Source organism: Streptomyces sp. NPDC056883, assembly GCF_042788835.1.
Classification (GTDB): Bacteria; Actinomycetota; Actinomycetes; order Streptomycetales; family Streptomycetaceae; genus Streptomyces; species Streptomyces stoeckheimensis.
Map to the genome: position 1 here is coordinate 80,049 of NZ_JBHUBS010000026.1, position 15,846 is coordinate 95,894.

Consider the following 15,846-nt stretch of genomic DNA (forward strand, 5'->3'; position numbering starts at 1 on the left):
TTCCGGACCCCCGGCCCCCGCGCACCGCCCTATATCCCCGGCATCCGCCCGATCTGGATCAGCGAGGTCCCGCGCTTGCGCGAGACGAAGGAGGCCCGGCCCGCAGGCATGGGACGCGGCCGCACGTTGCCGACCAGATCCCCCTCGGACGGATCGCCGGAGAGCACCACGCCCTGCGCGCCCAGCTCCTTGATCCGCTGCATGAACGGCTCGTACAGCGCCCGCGAGGCACCCGCCGAACTGCGCGCGATGATGAAGCGGACCCCCGTGTCGCGCGCGAACGGCAGGAACTCCACCAGCTGCGCCAGCGGATTGCCCTGGCTCGTGGCCACCAGGTCGAAATCGTCGATGATGATGAACACGTCGGGTCCCGTCCACCAGCTGCGGTCGCGCAACTGCTGCGGAGTGACGTCCTGCGGGGGCTGCCGGCGGGCGAACACCCCGGCCAGCGCCTCCATGTGCATCTGCAGGGAGCTCGCCATCGGCGCGTACTCCAGCAGGTGCTCCTCCGGCAGCGCACCGAGCAGGCTGCGCCGGTAGTCGCCGACCACCAGCCGGGCCCGGTCCGGGCCGTAGCGCTCCGAGATCCGCTGCGCGATGAGCCGCAGCAGGTTCGTCTTGCCCGACTCGCTCTCGCCGAACACGAGGAGGAAGGGGTCGGTCTCGAAGTCGACGAACACCGGCTCCAGCTCGGTCTCGTCGATGCCGATCGCGATCCCGCGCTCCGGGTACTCCCCGCCCTTGGGGAGCTGGTCCGCGTGGAGCAGCCGCGGCAGCAGCCGGACGCCGGGGGCGGCCTGGCCGGCCCAGTTCTGCTTCACGGCGTCCACGAAGGCGGCCGTCGCCTCCGACAGGTCCTCCGCCGCGTGCGAGCCGTCGACCCGCGGCAGCGCACCCAGGAAGTGCAGCTTCTCCGCGACCTGGCCGCGGCCCGGCATCCCCGTCGGGACGTTCGCCGCCACCTTGCGGTCGAACTCGGAGTCCATGACATCGCCGAGCCGCAGCTCCAGCCGGCTCAGGATCTGGTCCTTCAGCGCGGCCCGGACCTCCATGTACCGGGCGACCGTGATCACCACGTGGATGCCGTATCCCAGCCCGCGGGACGCGATGTCCGTGACGACCTGCTCCAGGGCCTCGTACTCGCCCCGGAAGCCGCCCCAGCCGTCGATGACCAGGAACACGTCGCCCCAGGCCTCCCCGGGGAGCTCGCCCGCGGCCCGCCGGCGCCGGTAGGTGCCGATCGAGTCGATGCCGTTCGCGCGGAAGAACTCCTCGCGCCGGCGCAGCACCCCGGCCACCTCCGCGACCGTACGCCGCACCCGCTCCGGGTCCAGCCGGGACGCGATCCCGCCCACGTGCGGCAGTTCGGCCAGCGAGGACAGACCGCCGCCGCCGAAGTCCAGCCCGTAGAACTGCACCTCGCGCGGGGTGTGCGTCAGCGCGAACGAGGAGATCAGCGTCCGCATCAGCGTGGACTTGCCCGACTGCGGACCGCCGACCACCATCATGTGGCCCGCCGCACCCGAGAAGTCCCGGTACAGCACCTCGCGCCGCTGCTCGAACGGCTTGTCGATGAGCCCGAGCGGTACGACCAGACCGCCCGGCCGCGTGTACCCCTCCGCGTGCAGCCCGCGCTCCGGCGACGGCGCCAGCGCCGGCAGCAACTGGTCCAGCGGCGGAGCCTGGTCCAGCGGCGGCAGCCACACCTGGTGCGCCGGCACCCCCTGCCCCTCCAGCCGTCCCACGATCACGTCCAGCACCGTGTCCGCCAGCGCGTCGTCGCCCTGCCCGGCCCGCTCGGCCTCCGCCGCCCGCGCCGACAGGTACGCCGGGTCCGGAGCCGCGTACACCACGGGCACCGGCGCCGCCGTGAACAGCACGGGCCGCCGCTCCACCGGGAACAGCCCCACCGACAGATCGGGCCCGCCCGAGCGGTAGGTGCCCGAGACGTACGCGGCCTTGAAGCGCGTCATCTCGTCCGTACCGAACTTCAGGTAGCCCGAACCGGGCACCGACGGCAGGTGGTAGGCGTCCGGCACGCCGATCGCGGTCCGCGACTCCGCCGCCGAGAAGGTCCGCAGACCGATCCGGTACGACAGGTACGTGTCCAGCCCGCGCAGCTTGCCCTCCTCCAGCCGCTGCGAGGCAAGCAGCAGGTGCACGCCCAGCGACCGGCCGATGCGGCCGATCTGGATGAACATGTCGATGAAGTCCGGCTTCGCGGTCAGCAGCTCGGAGAACTCGTCGATGACCAGCACCAGCGAGGCCAGCGGCTCCAGCGGAGCACCCGCCGCGCGGGCCTTCTCGTAGTCGTGGATGTTCGCGTAATTGCCCGCCGAGCGCAGCAGCTCCTGACGGCGCTGCAGTTCGCCGCGGATCGAGTCGCCCATGCGGTCCACGAGCGTGAGGTCGTCCGCCAGGTTGGTGATGACCGCCGCGACGTGCGGCATCTGCCCCATCCCGGTGAAGGTCGCACCGCCCTTGAAGTCGGCGAGCACGAAGTTCAGCGTCTCCGAGGTGTGCGTGACCGCCAGCCCCAGCACCAGCGTGCGCAGCAGCTCCGACTTGCCCGAACCGGTCGCGCCCACGCACAGCCCGTGCGGGCCCATCCCCTCCTGCGCGGCCTCCTTCAGGTCCAGCATCACGGGGGAGCCGTCCTCGCCGACCCCGATCGGCACCCGCAGCCGCTCGCCGGCGGAGCGCGGCCGCCAGGTCCGGGCCACGTCCACCGCGGCCGCGTCGCCCAGGTTCAGCAGGTCGGTGAAGTCCAGATTGGCCAGCAGCGGCTCGTCCTCGTCCCCGCCGCCCGTCCGCAGCGGCGCCAGCTGCCGGGCCAGCGCCTCGGCCGCCGGAAGCGACAGGGCGTCCGGCAGACCCTCGTAGGCGAAGCCCGCACCGGACTCCAGCCGCAGCCGGCCCGGCCGCACCACGACCGACAGCCCGCCGCGCGCCTCGTCCAGCTCGCCGGCCACCACCTCGACGACGGTGACCCCCTGCAGTCCCTCGGCCGCCGCGAACACCGAGTCCTGAGGTACCAGACCCCCGCGGGAACCCGAGTCCAGTACGAGGACCACGTGCGGCTGGTCCAGCACCGGGGAACCCTCCCGGCTGAACCGGGGCCGCCCCTCCAGCCGGGAACCGAGCAGCCCCTCCAGCTCGGCGAGGTCGTCGCCGAACAGCCGCTTCGTGCCCGCCCCGTCGATCTGACCCGGGACCTGCGTGTGCGGCAGCCACTTCACCCAGTCCCACTCCGCCACCGCGCCGGGTGCGGCCACCACGGCCACCATCAGGTCCTCGGGGGAGTGCAGCGTCGCCAGTTGGGCCACCAGCGCCCGCGCGGTGCCCCGCGCCGACTCCGGCTCCCCGGACACCGTCACGTGGTAGAACGCCCGCAGCGACACCGCCATCGGCAGCCCGTCCAGCGAGGAGTGCACCCTCAGGAACTGCTGCATGGCACCCGCCGTCAGCGGCTCCAGCTCGTCCACCGGCGCCGTCTCCGGAGCCACCAGCGGGGTCGCCAGACGCTGCGCGCCCAGCCCCAGCCGGGCCTGCCCGAAGTCCGCGTCGCCGACCCGCCGCTCCCACAGCCGCGAGCCCTCGGCCACCACCGACCACAACTGCTCGGGCGCCGGGTGCAGATAGAGCTGCGCGTCACGCTGGGCCCGCGCGGTCCTGCGTACCTGACGACGGGTTTGCGCCAGGTACTTGAGGTAGTCCCTCCGGATATCCGCCATTTGCCCTTGCGTACCGCGCCGGTGGCGCACCAGCTGGGCCACGAGCATGCCCACCGTCGACACCATCATCAGCACGCCCATGATGCGCATGAACGGCGCGGCACCCGGCATGAAGAAGAACACGGCGGACGAGCCCATCCCGAGCATCGGGAGGAGCTGCATCAGCACGCCCTCCTGCTGCCCCCGGGGAAGTTCCGGCGGTGCCTCGAGCCTCAGTTCGTCCGAAGGCACTTCGGGCGGCAGCGACCGGGGCGGACGTTTGACGACGATCTGGCTCACCGGAGCATCAATCCCTCGAAAACAGACGGGACGTCGCAACCGGCGCCCTCAAGTCCCGGGCGCGAAGGGGGTCTCCTCCGCAGAGAGGTGATCCTACTTGCCGACAGTCATCCGCCCTCCCGGTAGGGTGGCGCGCGCAGCATGCGCATCCGCGAATCGGCTGCGCACCGGCGGGCGGACCACCGTCACCGGCGCACCCGCACGCACACCAACGCACACACCCACCGGGGGGCATCAGGTGAACACCGCCGAGGCGACCGGCTTCCGCAGGGTCACCGTCGTGGCTCCCGACAGCCGCATAGACGTCGCCCTCCCCGAGGACATCGCCGTCGCCGACATCTACCCCGAGCTGCTGCGCCTCACCGGCCAGACCCAGCCCGTCGGCGCACCCACCGGCTTCCACCTGGTCCTGCGCTCCGGCACCGTCCTCGACGGCGCCCGCACCCTCGCGGCCCAGCAGGTCCTCGACGGCGAAGTGCTGAGCCTGCGCCCCTTCGCGGAATCCCTGCCGCCCGCCGTCTTCGACGACGTCTCCGACGCCGTCGCCGCCGCCGTGGTGCGCGACCGCCACCGCTGGAGCGACGACATGCTGCGCGGCGCGGGCCTGACCGGCGCGGCCGTCCTCTTCGTCCTCCTCGGCTTCGTCCTCTGGTACGCCGACCCCGTCCTGCACGACATGCACGGACTGCCGGGCATCATCGCCGGCTCCGTCGGCGTGCTCCTCACCGCCGCCGCGGGCGTCCGCGCCCGGGTCTACCGCGACCGCGGCTCCGCCGTCGCCCTCGGCCTCGCCGCCGTACCGCACCTGCTGCTCGCCGGCGCCGGCATCATCGCCCCCGCCGCGGGCCAGGGACCCGGCCGGCTCCAGTTCCTCCTCGGCTGCGTCTGCGTGCTCGTCGCCTCCGTCGCCCTCGTCGCGCTCACCCCCGACGGCGACGCCCCCTTCGTCGCGACCACCTTCCTCGCCGCCACCGGGACCCTGGCCACGTTCGCCGCCATCACCGCCGACGCCGGCGCGACCTCCGCCGCGGCCGTCTGCGCCCCCGCGGCCATCGGCCTCGTCGCCTTCCTCCCCGGCTTCTCCGCCCGCTTCGCCCGCCTCCCCATCGGCTACGCCGCCCCGCAGAGCGCCACCGCCGAGTACGAGACTCCGGACCGCTACGAGAGCGAGCCGTACGGTGAGCGCTCCGCCGCCGACGGGCACGACTCCGGAGCCCCCCTCGACGCCGAGGCCATCGCCGCCCAGGCCCGCCGCGGCCACGAGATGCTCCTCGGCCTCGTCGGCGGCTGCGCCGCCGTCGCCGTCGGCTCGGCCGCCGTCCTCGGCTTCTCGGACAACACCTGGGCCCGGCTCCTGGCCCTGGCGACCGGCCTCGCCATGCTGCTGCGCGCCCGCCTCTTCCGCTACACCTCCCAGGTCGCCTGCACCCTCGTGGCCGGCTTCGCCGCCCTGGGCCTGCTCGTCCTGGGCCTCGCCATGCACCCGCCGGCCGCCCTGCTCAGGGAGCTCGCGCTGTACGGGGACCACAGCGGCCTGGAGATCCGTACGCTCTGGCTCTCCGCCGCCGTCGCCGCCGGTGCGGCCCTCTTCGCCGGAATTGCATTGGTCATTCCCCGCAAGGGTCTGTCACCCTTCTGGGGGCGGCTGCTCGACCTCACCGAGGCGGCGGTCCTCCTCAGCCTGGTCCCGCTGGCCCTGGCCGTGCTCGACGTCTACGCCCGGGCCCGCGCTCTCACCAGCTGAGACGAGGGGCTGCGGCAGCCTGGTACGCTGTGTGACGGCCGTTTGTGTACGCGCCCCCGGAATCATCCGGAGGCTGCGCTCAGCGGACCCCGCCTCCCGAGTTACGGAAGATCCCCAGAGAATTCGACCTGGGGCACTCGGTGGCTATGAAGACCTATTACGAGGAGTACGCGTGCCGCTCGACGCCGCAGTCAAGAAGCAGATCATCGCAGAGTTTGGTGCCAAGGAGGGCGACACCGGCTCCCCCGAGGTCCAGGTCGCGATGCTGTCCCGCCGCATCTCGGACCTGACCGAGCACCTGAAGTCGCACAAGCACGACCACCACTCCCGTCGTGGTCTGCTGATCCTGGTCGGCCAGCGTCGCCGCCTGCTGCAGTACCTGGCCAAGAAGGACATCCAGCGCTTCCGTACGCTGGTCGAGCGCCTCGGCATCCGCCGCGGTGCGGCCGGCGCCAAGTAAAGACGCTGTGAAGGGAGCGGTTCCCACATTGAGTGGGCCGCTCCCTTTGCTGTACGTGCGCGACGTACCGGACGCTTTGTAGTCTGGAAGCGTCCGCGTCGTAAGACGCGCACAACCGAAGAGGAGGAGCGCCCTCCCACGCCGCCGGTCCTCGGTAGTGGCATCCGGAAAGCCCATACGCGGCTTCGCCCGGCTGCTTCGATCGAAGACCGGCCCGCACGCCAGGAGCGCTTCTCCGCAACCGTCCACCACCACACGGGTGGCGGACGGAGACGACGAAAATGGAGAAAACGCTAGTGGAGAACGAGACCCACTACGCCGAGGCCGTCATTGACAACGGTTCCTTCGGCACCCGCACCATCCGCTTCGAGACGGGCCGTCTGGCCCGCCAGGCCGCCGGCTCCGCCGTTGCCTACCTGGACGACGACACGATGGTGCTTTCCGCCACCACCGCGTCGAAGAAGCCCAAGGACCAGCTCGACTTCTTCCCCCTGACGGTGGACGTCGAGGAGCGCCAGTACGCGGCCGGCAAGATCCCCGGCTCGTTCTTCCGCCGCGAGGGCCGCCCCTCCGAGGACGCGATCCTCACCTGTCGCCTGATCGACCGCCCGCTGCGCCCGTCCTTCAAGAAGGGCCTGCGCAACGAGATCCAGGTCGTCGCGACGATCATGGCGCTCAACCCCGACCACCTGTACGACGTCGTGGCGATCAACGCCGCCTCCGCGTCCACCCAGCTGGCCGGTCTGCCCTTCTCCGGCCCGATCGGCGGCGTCCGCGTCGCGCTGATCCGCGGCCAGTGGGTTGCCTTCCCGACGCACACCGAGCTCGAGGACGCCGTCTTCGACATGGTCGTCGCGGGCCGCGTGCTCGAGGACGGCGACGTCGCGATCATGATGGTCGAGGCCGAGGCCACCGAGAAGACCATCGCCCTGGTCAAGGGCGGCGCCGAGGCGCCGACCGAGGAGGTCGTGGCCGCCGGTCTCGACGCCTCGAAGCCCTTCATCAAGGTCCTCTGCAAGGCCCAGTCGGACCTGGCCGCCAAGGCTGCCAAGCCCGAGGGCGAGTTCCCGGTCTTCCTGGACTACCAGGCCGACGTCTACGAGGCCCTCTCGGCCGCGGTGAAGGGCGAGCTCTCCCAGGCGCTGACCATCGCGGGCAAGCAGGACCGCGAGGCCGAGCTGGACCGCGTCAAGGAGATCGCCGCCGAGAAGCTCCTCCCGGCCTTCGAAGGCCGCGAGAAGGAGATCTCCGCCGCGTACCGCAGCCTCACCAAGGCTCTGGTCCGCGAGCGCGTCATCAAGGACAAGGTCCGCATCGACGGCCGCGGGATCACGGACATCCGTACCCTCGCCGCCGAGGTCGAGGCCATCCCGCGCGTGCACGGCTCGGCGCTGTTCGAGCGTGGCGAGACCCAGATCCTGGGCGTCACCACCCTCAACATGCTCCGCATGGAGCAGCAGCTGGACACCCTCTCCCCGGTGACCCGCAAGCGCTACATGCACAACTACAACTTCCCGCCGTACTCGGTCGGCGAGACCGGCCGCGTCGGTTCGCCGAAGCGCCGCGAGATCGGCCACGGCGCGCTCGCCGAGCGCGCGATCGTGCCGGTCCTGCCGACGCGCGAGGAGTTCCCCTACGCGATCCGCCAGGTGTCCGAGGCTCTCGGCTCCAACGGCTCGACGTCCATGGGCTCGGTCTGCGCCTCCACCATGTCGCTGCTGAACGCCGGTGTGCCCCTCAAGGCCCCCGTCGCCGGTATCGCCATGGGCCTGATCTCGCAGGAGATCGACGGCAAGACCCACTACGTCGCCCTCACCGACATCCTCGGTGCGGAGGACGCCTTCGGCGACATGGACTTCAAGGTCGCCGGCACCAAGGAGTTCGTCACCGCGCTCCAGCTGGACACCAAGCTCGACGGCATCCCGGCCTCGGTTCTGGCCGCCGCCCTCAAGCAGGCCCGCGACGCCCGCCTCCACATCCTCGACGTGATGATGGAAGCGATCGACACGCCGGACGCCATGTCCCCGTTCGCCCCCCGGATCATCACCGTCAAGATCCCGGTGGACAAGATCGGTGAGGTCATCGGCCCCAAGGGCAAGATGATCAACCAGATCCAGGAGGACACCGGCGCCGAGATCACGATCGAGGACGACGGCACCATCTACATCGGTGCCGCCGACGGCCCGGCCGCCGAGGCCGCCCGCGCCACGATCAACCAGATCGCCAACCCGACCATGCCGGAGGTCGGCGAGCGCTACCTGGGTACGGTCGTCAAGACCACCACCTTCGGTGCCTTCGTCTCCCTCATGCCCGGCAAGGACGGCCTGCTGCACATCTCGCAGATCCGCAAGCTCGCCGGTGGCAAGCGCGTGGAGAACGTCGAGGACGTGGTCGCGGTCGGTACCAAGGTCCAGGTCGAGATCGCCGAGATCGACTCCCGCGGCAAGCTCTCCCTGATCCCCGTGATCGACGGCGAGGCCGCCGGCGACGACGCTGACAAGGACGACTCCGACAAGTGACGTCGCGTAGTTCCCGTGTGACGGCCCGCCCCTCTTCGGAGGGGCGGGCCGTCGCCCGTACCCAAACACTGCTCAAGGGCGCCAACGGCATCGGCACCGTCCGCCGCACGGTCCTCCCCGGCGGACTGCGCGTCGTCACCGAGACCCTGCCGTCCGTCCGCTCCGCCACCTTCGGGATCTGGGCGCACGTCGGCTCCCGGGACGAGACGCCCACGCTCAACGGCGCCACGCACTACCTGGAGCACCTCCTCTTCAAGGGCACCGAGAAGCGCAGTGCCCTCGACATCTCCTCCGCGATCGACGCGGTCGGCGGCGAGATGAACGCCTTCACGGCGAAGGAGTACACCTGCTATTACGCGCGGGTGCTCGACACCGATCTGCCGCTGGCCATCGACGTCGTGTGCGACATGCTCACCGGCTCGCTGATCCTCGAATCCGATGTCGACGCCGAGCGCGGAGTCATCCTCGAAGAGATCGCGATGACCGAGGACGACCCGGGCGACATGGTCCACGACCTGTTCGCCCAGACGATGTACGGGGACACCCCGCTCGGGCGCCCCGTCCTCGGCACCGTCGACACGATCAACGCGCTCACCGCCGACCGGATCCGCCGCTTCTACAAGAAGCACTACGACCCCACCCACCTGGTCGTGGCGGCCGCGGGCAACGTCGACCACAACAAGGTCGTACGCCAGGTCCGCGCGGCCTTCGAGAAGGCCGGCGCCCTGACCCGCACCGACGCCGAACCGGTCGGTCCGCGCTCCGGGACCAAGCGGATCCGCACCTCCGGCCGCGTCGAGCTGGTCAACCGCAAGACCGAGCAGGCCCACGTGGTCCTCGGCATGCCGGCCCTGGCCCGCACCGACGAGCGCCGCTGGGCGCTGGGCGTACTGAACACCGCGCTCGGCGGCGGCATGTCCTCCCGCCTCTTCCAGGAGGTCCGGGAGAAGCGCGGCCTCGCCTACAGCGTGTACTCGTACACCTCGGGCTTCGCCGACACCGGCCTCTTCGGCGTCTACGCCGGCTGCCGCCCCAACCAGGTCCACGACGTCCTGCGGATCTGCCGCGACGAGCTGGACAAGGTGGCCGCCGACGGGCTCACCGACGAGGAGATCCGGCGGGCCGTCGGCCAGCTGTCCGGGTCCACCGTCCTCGGCCTGGAGGACACCGGCGCGATCATGAACCGCATCGGCAAGAGCGAGCTGTGCTGGGGCGACCAGATGTCGGTCGACGACCTGCTGGCCCGGATCGCGGCGGTCACCCCGGACGACGTGCGCTCGGTCGCGCAGGACGTCCTGGCCCAGCGGCCCTCGCTCGCGGTGATCGGCCCGCTGAAGGAGAAGCAGGCGGCCCGTCTGGACGAGGCCGTCGCCTAGCCGGGCGAACCCCCGGGAGCACGTTGCCCGGGCCCCGGGACAGGGCCCGGGTCCGTACGCACTTTAAGGAATGACATGAGCAAGCTGCGCGTGGCAGTTCTCGGCGCCCAGGGCCGCATCGGCTCCGAGGCGGTCAAGGCCGTCGAGGCCGCCGAGGACATGGAACTGGTGGCCGCCCTCGGCCGCGGAGACAAGCTGGAGACGCTGGCCGAGGCCGGCGCCCAGGTCGCGGTCGAGCTGACCACTCCCGCCTCGGTGATGGAGAACCTCGAGTTCCTCGTTCGCCACGGCATCCACGGAGTGGTCGGCACCACCGGCTGGACCGAGGACCGCCTCGCCCGGCTGAACACCTGGCTCGCCGCTTCCCCGGCGACCGGTGTGCTCATCGCGCCGAACTTCTCCATCGGCGCCGTCCTCACGATGAAGTTCGCCGCTCAGGCGGCCCGGTACTTCGAGTCCGTCGAGGTCGTCGAGCTGCACCACCCGAACAAGGTCGACGCCCCCTCCGGCACGGCGACCCGTACGGCGCAGCTCATCGCGGCCGCCCGTGCGCAGGCCGGCCTCGGCGCGCAGCCCGACGCCACCGCCACCGCGCGCGACGGCGCGCGCGGCGCGGACGTCGACGGCGTCCCGGTGCACGCGATCCGCCTCCGCGGCCTGCTGGCCCACCAGGAGGTGCTCCTCGGCGGCGAGGGCGAGACCCTGACCATCCGTCACGACTCCCTGCACCACAGCAGCTTCATGCCGGGCATCCTGCTCGGCGCACGCCGCGTGACGCAGACCCCGGGCCTCACCTTCGGCCTGGAAAACTTCCTCGAACTCGGCTGACGAGCAGGCGGCTGCACCCATGCGCGCGAAGATCCTCTACTTCATCACGGCCGCGGTCCTGGTCGTGTACTTCGTCCTGGTCGGCAGCCGGGGCCTGATGCTGATCCGGCACGGGACCTGGCTCACCGTCACCTTCGGGGTGGCGGTGCTGATCCTGCCGGTCATCGGCGTCTGGTTCCTCTGGAAGAACACCCAGTTCGTCACCAAGGCCAACCAGCTCGGAGCCGAGCTGGAGGCCGAGGGCGGACTGCCGGTGGACGAGCTGGAGCGGGACAAGTACGGCCGGATCCTGCGGGACTCGGCCGACGAGGTCTTCGCGCGCCGCAGGGCCGAGACGGAGGACGCGCCGGGGGACTGGCGCAGCTGGTTCCGCCTCGCCATCGCCTACCACGACGCCCGCGACACCCCGCGGGCCCGCAAGGCCATGCAGCGGGCCATCTCCCTGCACGACGGAAAGCCCGTACAAGCCTGAGCCTGTACGGGCTTCCCGTGCGGGTGTGACGCCCTCTCGGGGGCGTGGGGCGGGCTGTCTCAGACCGGTACGGCCCGGTACTCGTCGGCCCAGGCCTCGACCGAGCCGGCGGCCCGGTCGAAGGCCTCGGTCCGCGACAGGAAATCGGCGTTGTGGTCGGTCAGCAGGACCGGCAGCTCGGCGCCGCCGCGCGCGGCGACCGTCAGGGCCTGGCCCTGCACGGTCCTCGGCAGTCCGAGCCAGCGCACGGGCTGCTGCACGGTGCGGACCTCGCCGACCTGGTTCCAGGGGATCGAGCGGGTCGTGAAGAACCCCGCCACGCGCAGCCCCTTGGGGCTCACCCAGACGCCCGTGCGCAGCAGCCGCAGGGCGGAGCCGACCACGGCGAGCGAAGCGAGCAGACCGCCGAGGGCGCCGGTCCAGGTGCCGGCGGCCACGATGATCACGGTGGCGAACAGCATGAACGAGCCGAGCAGGAGCAGCACGGCGGCAATGGCCACCCGCCAGGGCCCCGGACGGTAGGGGCGGCGCCAGCGGTCGGGGTCTTCGTAGGGGAGCGTCTCCCCGGTGTCGTGCGCGTCGAATGCGCCGTCGGCCGTCAGGAAGGGCAGGGGCACGGCAGGACCTCACTCACATGCACGTTCGGTTGGACTGTGCCCGTGAGGCTACCGCCCCTCGGAGGCCTCCGACTGCTGCGACTTCGCCGGTGCGTGGCTCGGCTGCAGTGCGGGGATGCCGAAGAGCAGGGACCCGACGAGCCCCGCGACGACGGTCAGTCCGACCAGACTACGGGCGGCGATCTGGGTCTTGCTCAGACTCTCGCGCGGCGGCGGAGTGACGTTGCTGCGGAATCGGTCGGCCTCGGCGACGAAGGCGAACGGGACGGGTTCGCGCCGGCGGAACATGGGGAACGACTCTCCTCGGGGTCAGGGCCCTTGGGGCGGCGGTGGCGGGACGGGCGGACGTTCTACGAAGTAGGACGTGCGAAAGGCCCGATCGGTGCCGATTTTCGGGACATTAACCAAATTTTATGGCGCTGCGTCAGCTCGTGCGTCAGCCCGGCAGCCGGGAGCGCGGAGGCCCCCGGCCGGACCGGCCGCCCCGGCCGCTCGTTCGGCCCCGCCGCCCTGTATGCGTGGATCTTCCGTTTCCGCACGGATGTACGGAACAAGTCTGAAGTGTCCGTATTGCCACGTTTCGTAAAGTTCATCTAGGCTGATCAAACGGACCCGGCACTGCTTGAACCCCCGAGCAGGCAGTGCCGGGCTCCAACACCCTCATCACGTCCCCCGAGGGGACACCGCGAGCATGGCAGCGAGTAGCGTGTTACCCATGGCTCCGATCTCGACTCCGCAGACCCCCTTCGGGCGGGTCCTCACCGCCATGATCACGCCGTTTACGGCGGATGGCGCACTTGACCTCGACGGCGCGCAGCAGCTCGCCGTCCACTTGGTGGACGCAGGCAACGACGGCCTGATCATCAACGGCACCACCGGTGAGTCGCCGACCACCACTGACGCGGAGAAAAACGACCTCGTACGAGCCGTACTCGAAGCGGTCGGAGACCGGGCCCACGTGGTCGCCGGCATCGGCACCAATGACACCCGTCACACCCTCGAGCTGGCCCGCCAGGCCGAGCGCACCGGCGCCCACGGCCTGCTCGCGGTCACCCCGTACTACAGCAAGCCGCCGCAGGAGGGCCTCTTCCGGCACTTCACGGCGATCGCCGACGCCACCGAGCTCCCGGTCATGCTCTACGACATCCCGGGCCGCAGCGGTGTCCCGATCAATACGGAAACACTCGTCCGGCTGGCCGAGCACCCCCGTATCGTTGCCAACAAGGACGCCAAGGGCGACCTCGGACGCGCCAGCTGGGCCATCGCACAGAGCGGCCTGGCCTGGTACTCCGGCGACGACATGCTGAACCTGCCGCTCCTGTCGGTCGGCGCGGTCGGCTTCGTCTCCGTGGTCGGTCACGTGGTCACCCCCGAGCTCCGCGAGATGCTCGAGGCCCACCTGGGCGGCGACGTCCAGAAGGCCACCGAGATCCACCAGAAGCTGCTCCCCGTCTTCACCGGCATGTTCCGCACCCAGGGTGTGATCACCACCAAGGGCGCGCTGAACCTGCAGGGCCTGCCCGCGGGCCCGCTGCGGCTCCCGCTGATCGAGCTGACCGCCGAAGAGACGGCGCAGCTCAAGATCGATCTTGCCGCCGGCGGGGTACAGCTCTGACATCAGACTTCACAACTGAATAAGCAGAACCACACAAGACAACAGCAAGTGCACGAATGACATGCGCGCCACGTGCCTCGACGGGTACGTGGCCGCGCGTGGTGAAGGAGAACCTTTTGAGCCATCCGCATCCTGAACTGGGTCCGCCGCCGAAGCTCCCCAAGGGCGGCCTTCGGGTCACCCCCCTGGGCGGGCTCGGTGAGATCGGCCGCAACATGACCGTCTTCGAGTTCGACGGCCGCCTGCTCATCGTCGACTGCGGTGTCCTCTTCCCCGAAGAGGAACAGCCGGGCATCGACCTGATCCTGCCGGACTTCTCGTCCATCCGGGATCGCCTCGACGACATCGAGGGCATCGTCCTCACGCACGGCCACGAAGACCACATCGGCGCCGTCCCCTACCTCCTCCGGGAGAAGCCGGACATCCCGCTGATCGGCTCCAAGCTGACGCTGGCGCTCATCGAGGCCAAGCTCCAGGAGCACCGCATCCGCCCCTACACCCTCGAGGTGAAGGAAGGCGAGCGCGAGAACCTCGGCCCCTTCGACTGCGAGTTCATCGCGGTCAACCACTCCATCCCGGACGCCCTGGCCGTGGCCATCCGCACCGGCGCCGGCATGGTCGTGGCCACCGGTGACTTCAAGATGGACCAGCTGCCGCTGGACGGCCGCCTCACGGACCTGCACGCCTTCGCGCGTCTGAGCGAAGAGGGCATCGACCTCCTCCTCTCGGACTCGACGAACGCCGAGGTCCCGGGCTTCGTCCCGCCGGAGCGCGAGATCTCGGGCGTCCTGCGCAACGTTTTCGCGAGCGCCAACAACCGGATCATCGTGGCGAGCTTCGCGAGCCACGTGCACCGCATCCAGCAGATCCTCGACGCCGCCCACGAGTACGGCCGCAGGGTCGCCTTCGTCGGCCGTTCGATGGTCCGCAACATGGGCATCGCCCGTGACCTGGGCTACCTGAAGGTCCCGGCCGGCCTCGTCGTGGACGTCAAGACCCTCGACGACCTGCCGCCGAACGAGGTCGTCCTCGTCTGCACCGGCTCGCAGGGCGAGCCGATGGCGGCCCTGTCCCGCATGGCGAACCGCGACCACCAGATCCGGATCGTCCCGGGCGACACGGTCATCCTGGCCTCGTCGCTCATCCCGGGCAACGAGAACGCGGTCTACCGCGTGATCAACGGCCTGACCCGCTGGGGCGCCAACGTCGTGCACAAGGGCAACGCCAAGGTGCACGTCTCCGGCCACGCCTCCGCAGGCGAGCTGCTGTACTTCTACAACATCTGCAAGCCGCGGAACCTGATGCCGGTCCACGGCGAATGGCGCCACCTGCGCGCCAACGCCGAGCTCGGCGCCCTGACGGGCGTACCGAAGGACCGCATCGTCATCGCCGAGGACGGCGTCGTCGTCGACCTCATCGACGGCAAGGCCCGCATCTCGGGCAAGGTCCAGGCCGGCTACGTCTACGTGGACGGCCTCTCGGTCGGCGACGTCACCGAAGCCCACCTCAAGGACCGCAAGATCCTCGGCGACGAGGGCATCATCTCGGTCTACGTCGTGGTGGACAGCACCACGGGCAAGATCGTCAGCGGCCCGAACATCCAGGCCCGCGGCTCCGGCATCGAGGACTCGGCGTTCGCCTCCGTCCTGCCGAAGATCGAGGAAGCCATCGCCCGCGCAGCGGCCGACGGCGTGGCCGAGCCGCACCAGATCCAGCAGCTCATCCGCCGCACGATGGGCAAGTGGGTCTCGGACGGCTACCGCCGCCGCCCGATGATCCTCCCGGTCGTCGTCGAGGTCTGACCCTCGCCGTAGCGACCACACCGGAGCGGGGCAACCGGATTTGCATCCGGGGGCCCCGCTCCAGTACGTTTACGTCTCCACCTCGCACGACCCCCCGGCACACACGTGTGCCCGGCCGTGTCGATGCGGGCGGGTGGGATTCCAGAGCAGGGAAACCTGATAAAGTCTGGCTCGCCCGAAAGGGAATGGCTCTCCAATGGCCGTCCAATTCAAATCCAAGCCGACTGCGACTTTCGAGAAGCAGAGCACGGAAATGATCTGGTAGAGTTGGAATCGCCGGAAAGGGAAAGCGCGAAAGCGAAGAACTGGAAGGCGGAAAACAAGCGAGACAGACTCTGATAGAGTCTGAAACGCAAGAACAGAACAGAACGAAAGCCCGGAGGAAAGCCCCAGTAATTGT

At 70.3% G+C, this 15,846-nt stretch carries 11 protein-coding genes; 8 read left to right on the plus strand and 3 right to left on the minus strand.

The window, feature by feature from the left end:
* Nucleotides 1–29 precede the first annotated feature (29 nt).
* The gene (eccCa, locus tag ACFRU2_RS38330; RefSeq protein WP_382980942.1) at nucleotides 30–4,013 is read right to left on the minus strand and encodes a type VII secretion protein EccCa; all 3,984 of its coding nucleotides are present in this window, start codon (nucleotides 4,011–4,013) and stop codon (nucleotides 30–32) included.
* Between the two features lie 238 nt (nucleotides 4,014–4,251).
* Between eccCa and eccD the strand changes: the two genes are divergently transcribed.
* The 6 genes from eccD (at nucleotide 4,252) to ACFRU2_RS38360 (ending at nucleotide 11,412) form a co-directional block, all read left to right on the plus strand.
* Nucleotides 4,252–5,757, plus strand: a complete 1,506-nt coding sequence (gene eccD, locus ACFRU2_RS38335; RefSeq protein ID WP_382980943.1) for a type VII secretion integral membrane protein EccD — start codon at nucleotides 4,252–4,254, stop codon at nucleotides 5,755–5,757.
* Nucleotides 5,758–5,929: 172 nt separating this feature from the next.
* Nucleotides 5,930–6,217 carry a 30S ribosomal protein S15 gene (gene rpsO / locus ACFRU2_RS38340; RefSeq protein WP_254385843.1) on the plus strand — a complete coding sequence of 96 codons (288 nt, stop codon included), beginning with the start codon at nucleotides 5,930–5,932 and terminating at the stop codon, nucleotides 6,215–6,217.
* Between the two features lie 296 nt (nucleotides 6,218–6,513).
* Nucleotides 6,514–8,736, plus strand: coding sequence for a polyribonucleotide nucleotidyltransferase (locus ACFRU2_RS38345; protein WP_382980951.1), 2,223 nt, complete (start codon nucleotides 6,514–6,516; stop codon nucleotides 8,734–8,736).
* A complete protein-coding gene (locus tag ACFRU2_RS38350) occupies nucleotides 8,733–10,112 on the plus strand; it encodes a M16 family metallopeptidase (RefSeq protein WP_382980944.1) in 1,380 nt (459 codons plus the stop codon). The genes ACFRU2_RS38345 and ACFRU2_RS38350 overlap by 4 nt, the downstream gene beginning before the upstream one ends.
* Before the next feature lie 75 nt (nucleotides 10,113–10,187).
* Nucleotides 10,188–10,940, plus strand: coding sequence for a 4-hydroxy-tetrahydrodipicolinate reductase (gene dapB / locus ACFRU2_RS38355; protein ID WP_382980945.1), 753 nt, complete (start codon nucleotides 10,188–10,190; stop codon nucleotides 10,938–10,940).
* Nucleotides 10,941–10,959: 19 nt separating this feature from the next.
* Complete coding sequence (locus tag ACFRU2_RS38360) at nucleotides 10,960–11,412, plus strand: hypothetical protein (protein ID WP_266954845.1); 453 nt, start codon at nucleotides 10,960–10,962, stop codon at nucleotides 11,410–11,412.
* Nucleotides 11,413–11,471: 59 nt separating this feature from the next.
* On the opposite strand, the gene ACFRU2_RS38365 is transcribed toward ACFRU2_RS38360, so the two are convergent.
* Nucleotides 11,472–12,029, minus strand: coding sequence for a PH domain-containing protein (locus tag ACFRU2_RS38365; RefSeq protein WP_375957531.1), 558 nt, complete (start codon nucleotides 12,027–12,029; stop codon nucleotides 11,472–11,474).
* Between the two features lie 48 nt (nucleotides 12,030–12,077).
* Nucleotides 12,078–12,317, minus strand: a complete 240-nt coding sequence (locus ACFRU2_RS38370) for a hypothetical protein (RefSeq protein WP_243337485.1) — start codon at nucleotides 12,315–12,317, stop codon at nucleotides 12,078–12,080.
* A 427-nt stretch (nucleotides 12,318–12,744) separates the two neighbouring features.
* Between ACFRU2_RS38370 and dapA the strand changes: the two genes are divergently transcribed.
* Complete coding sequence (dapA, locus tag ACFRU2_RS38375) at nucleotides 12,745–13,644, plus strand: 4-hydroxy-tetrahydrodipicolinate synthase (protein WP_382980946.1); 900 nt, start codon at nucleotides 12,745–12,747, stop codon at nucleotides 13,642–13,644.
* 116 nt (nucleotides 13,645–13,760) lie between these two features.
* Nucleotides 13,761–15,446 carry a ribonuclease J gene (locus ACFRU2_RS38380; RefSeq protein WP_382980947.1) on the plus strand — a complete coding sequence of 562 codons (1,686 nt, stop codon included), beginning with the start codon at nucleotides 13,761–13,763 and terminating at the stop codon, nucleotides 15,444–15,446.
* Nucleotides 15,447–15,846 lie beyond the last annotated feature (400 nt).

Excerpts from the sequence above, each read along its gene's own strand:
- dapB (WP_382980945.1), top strand. The coding sequence starts at position 10,188 with ATGAGCAAGCTGCGCGTGGCAGTTCTCGGCGCCCAGGGCCGCATCGGC.
- dapA (WP_382980946.1), top strand. The coding sequence starts at position 12,745 with ATGGCTCCGATCTCGACTCCGCAGACCCCCTTCGGGCGGGTCCTCACC.
- ACFRU2_RS38360 (WP_266954845.1), top strand. The coding sequence starts at position 10,960 with ATGCGCGCGAAGATCCTCTACTTCATCACGGCCGCGGTCCTGGTCGTG.
- ACFRU2_RS38370 (WP_243337485.1), bottom strand. The coding sequence starts at position 12,317 with ATGTTCCGCCGGCGCGAACCCGTCCCGTTCGCCTTCGTCGCCGAGGCC.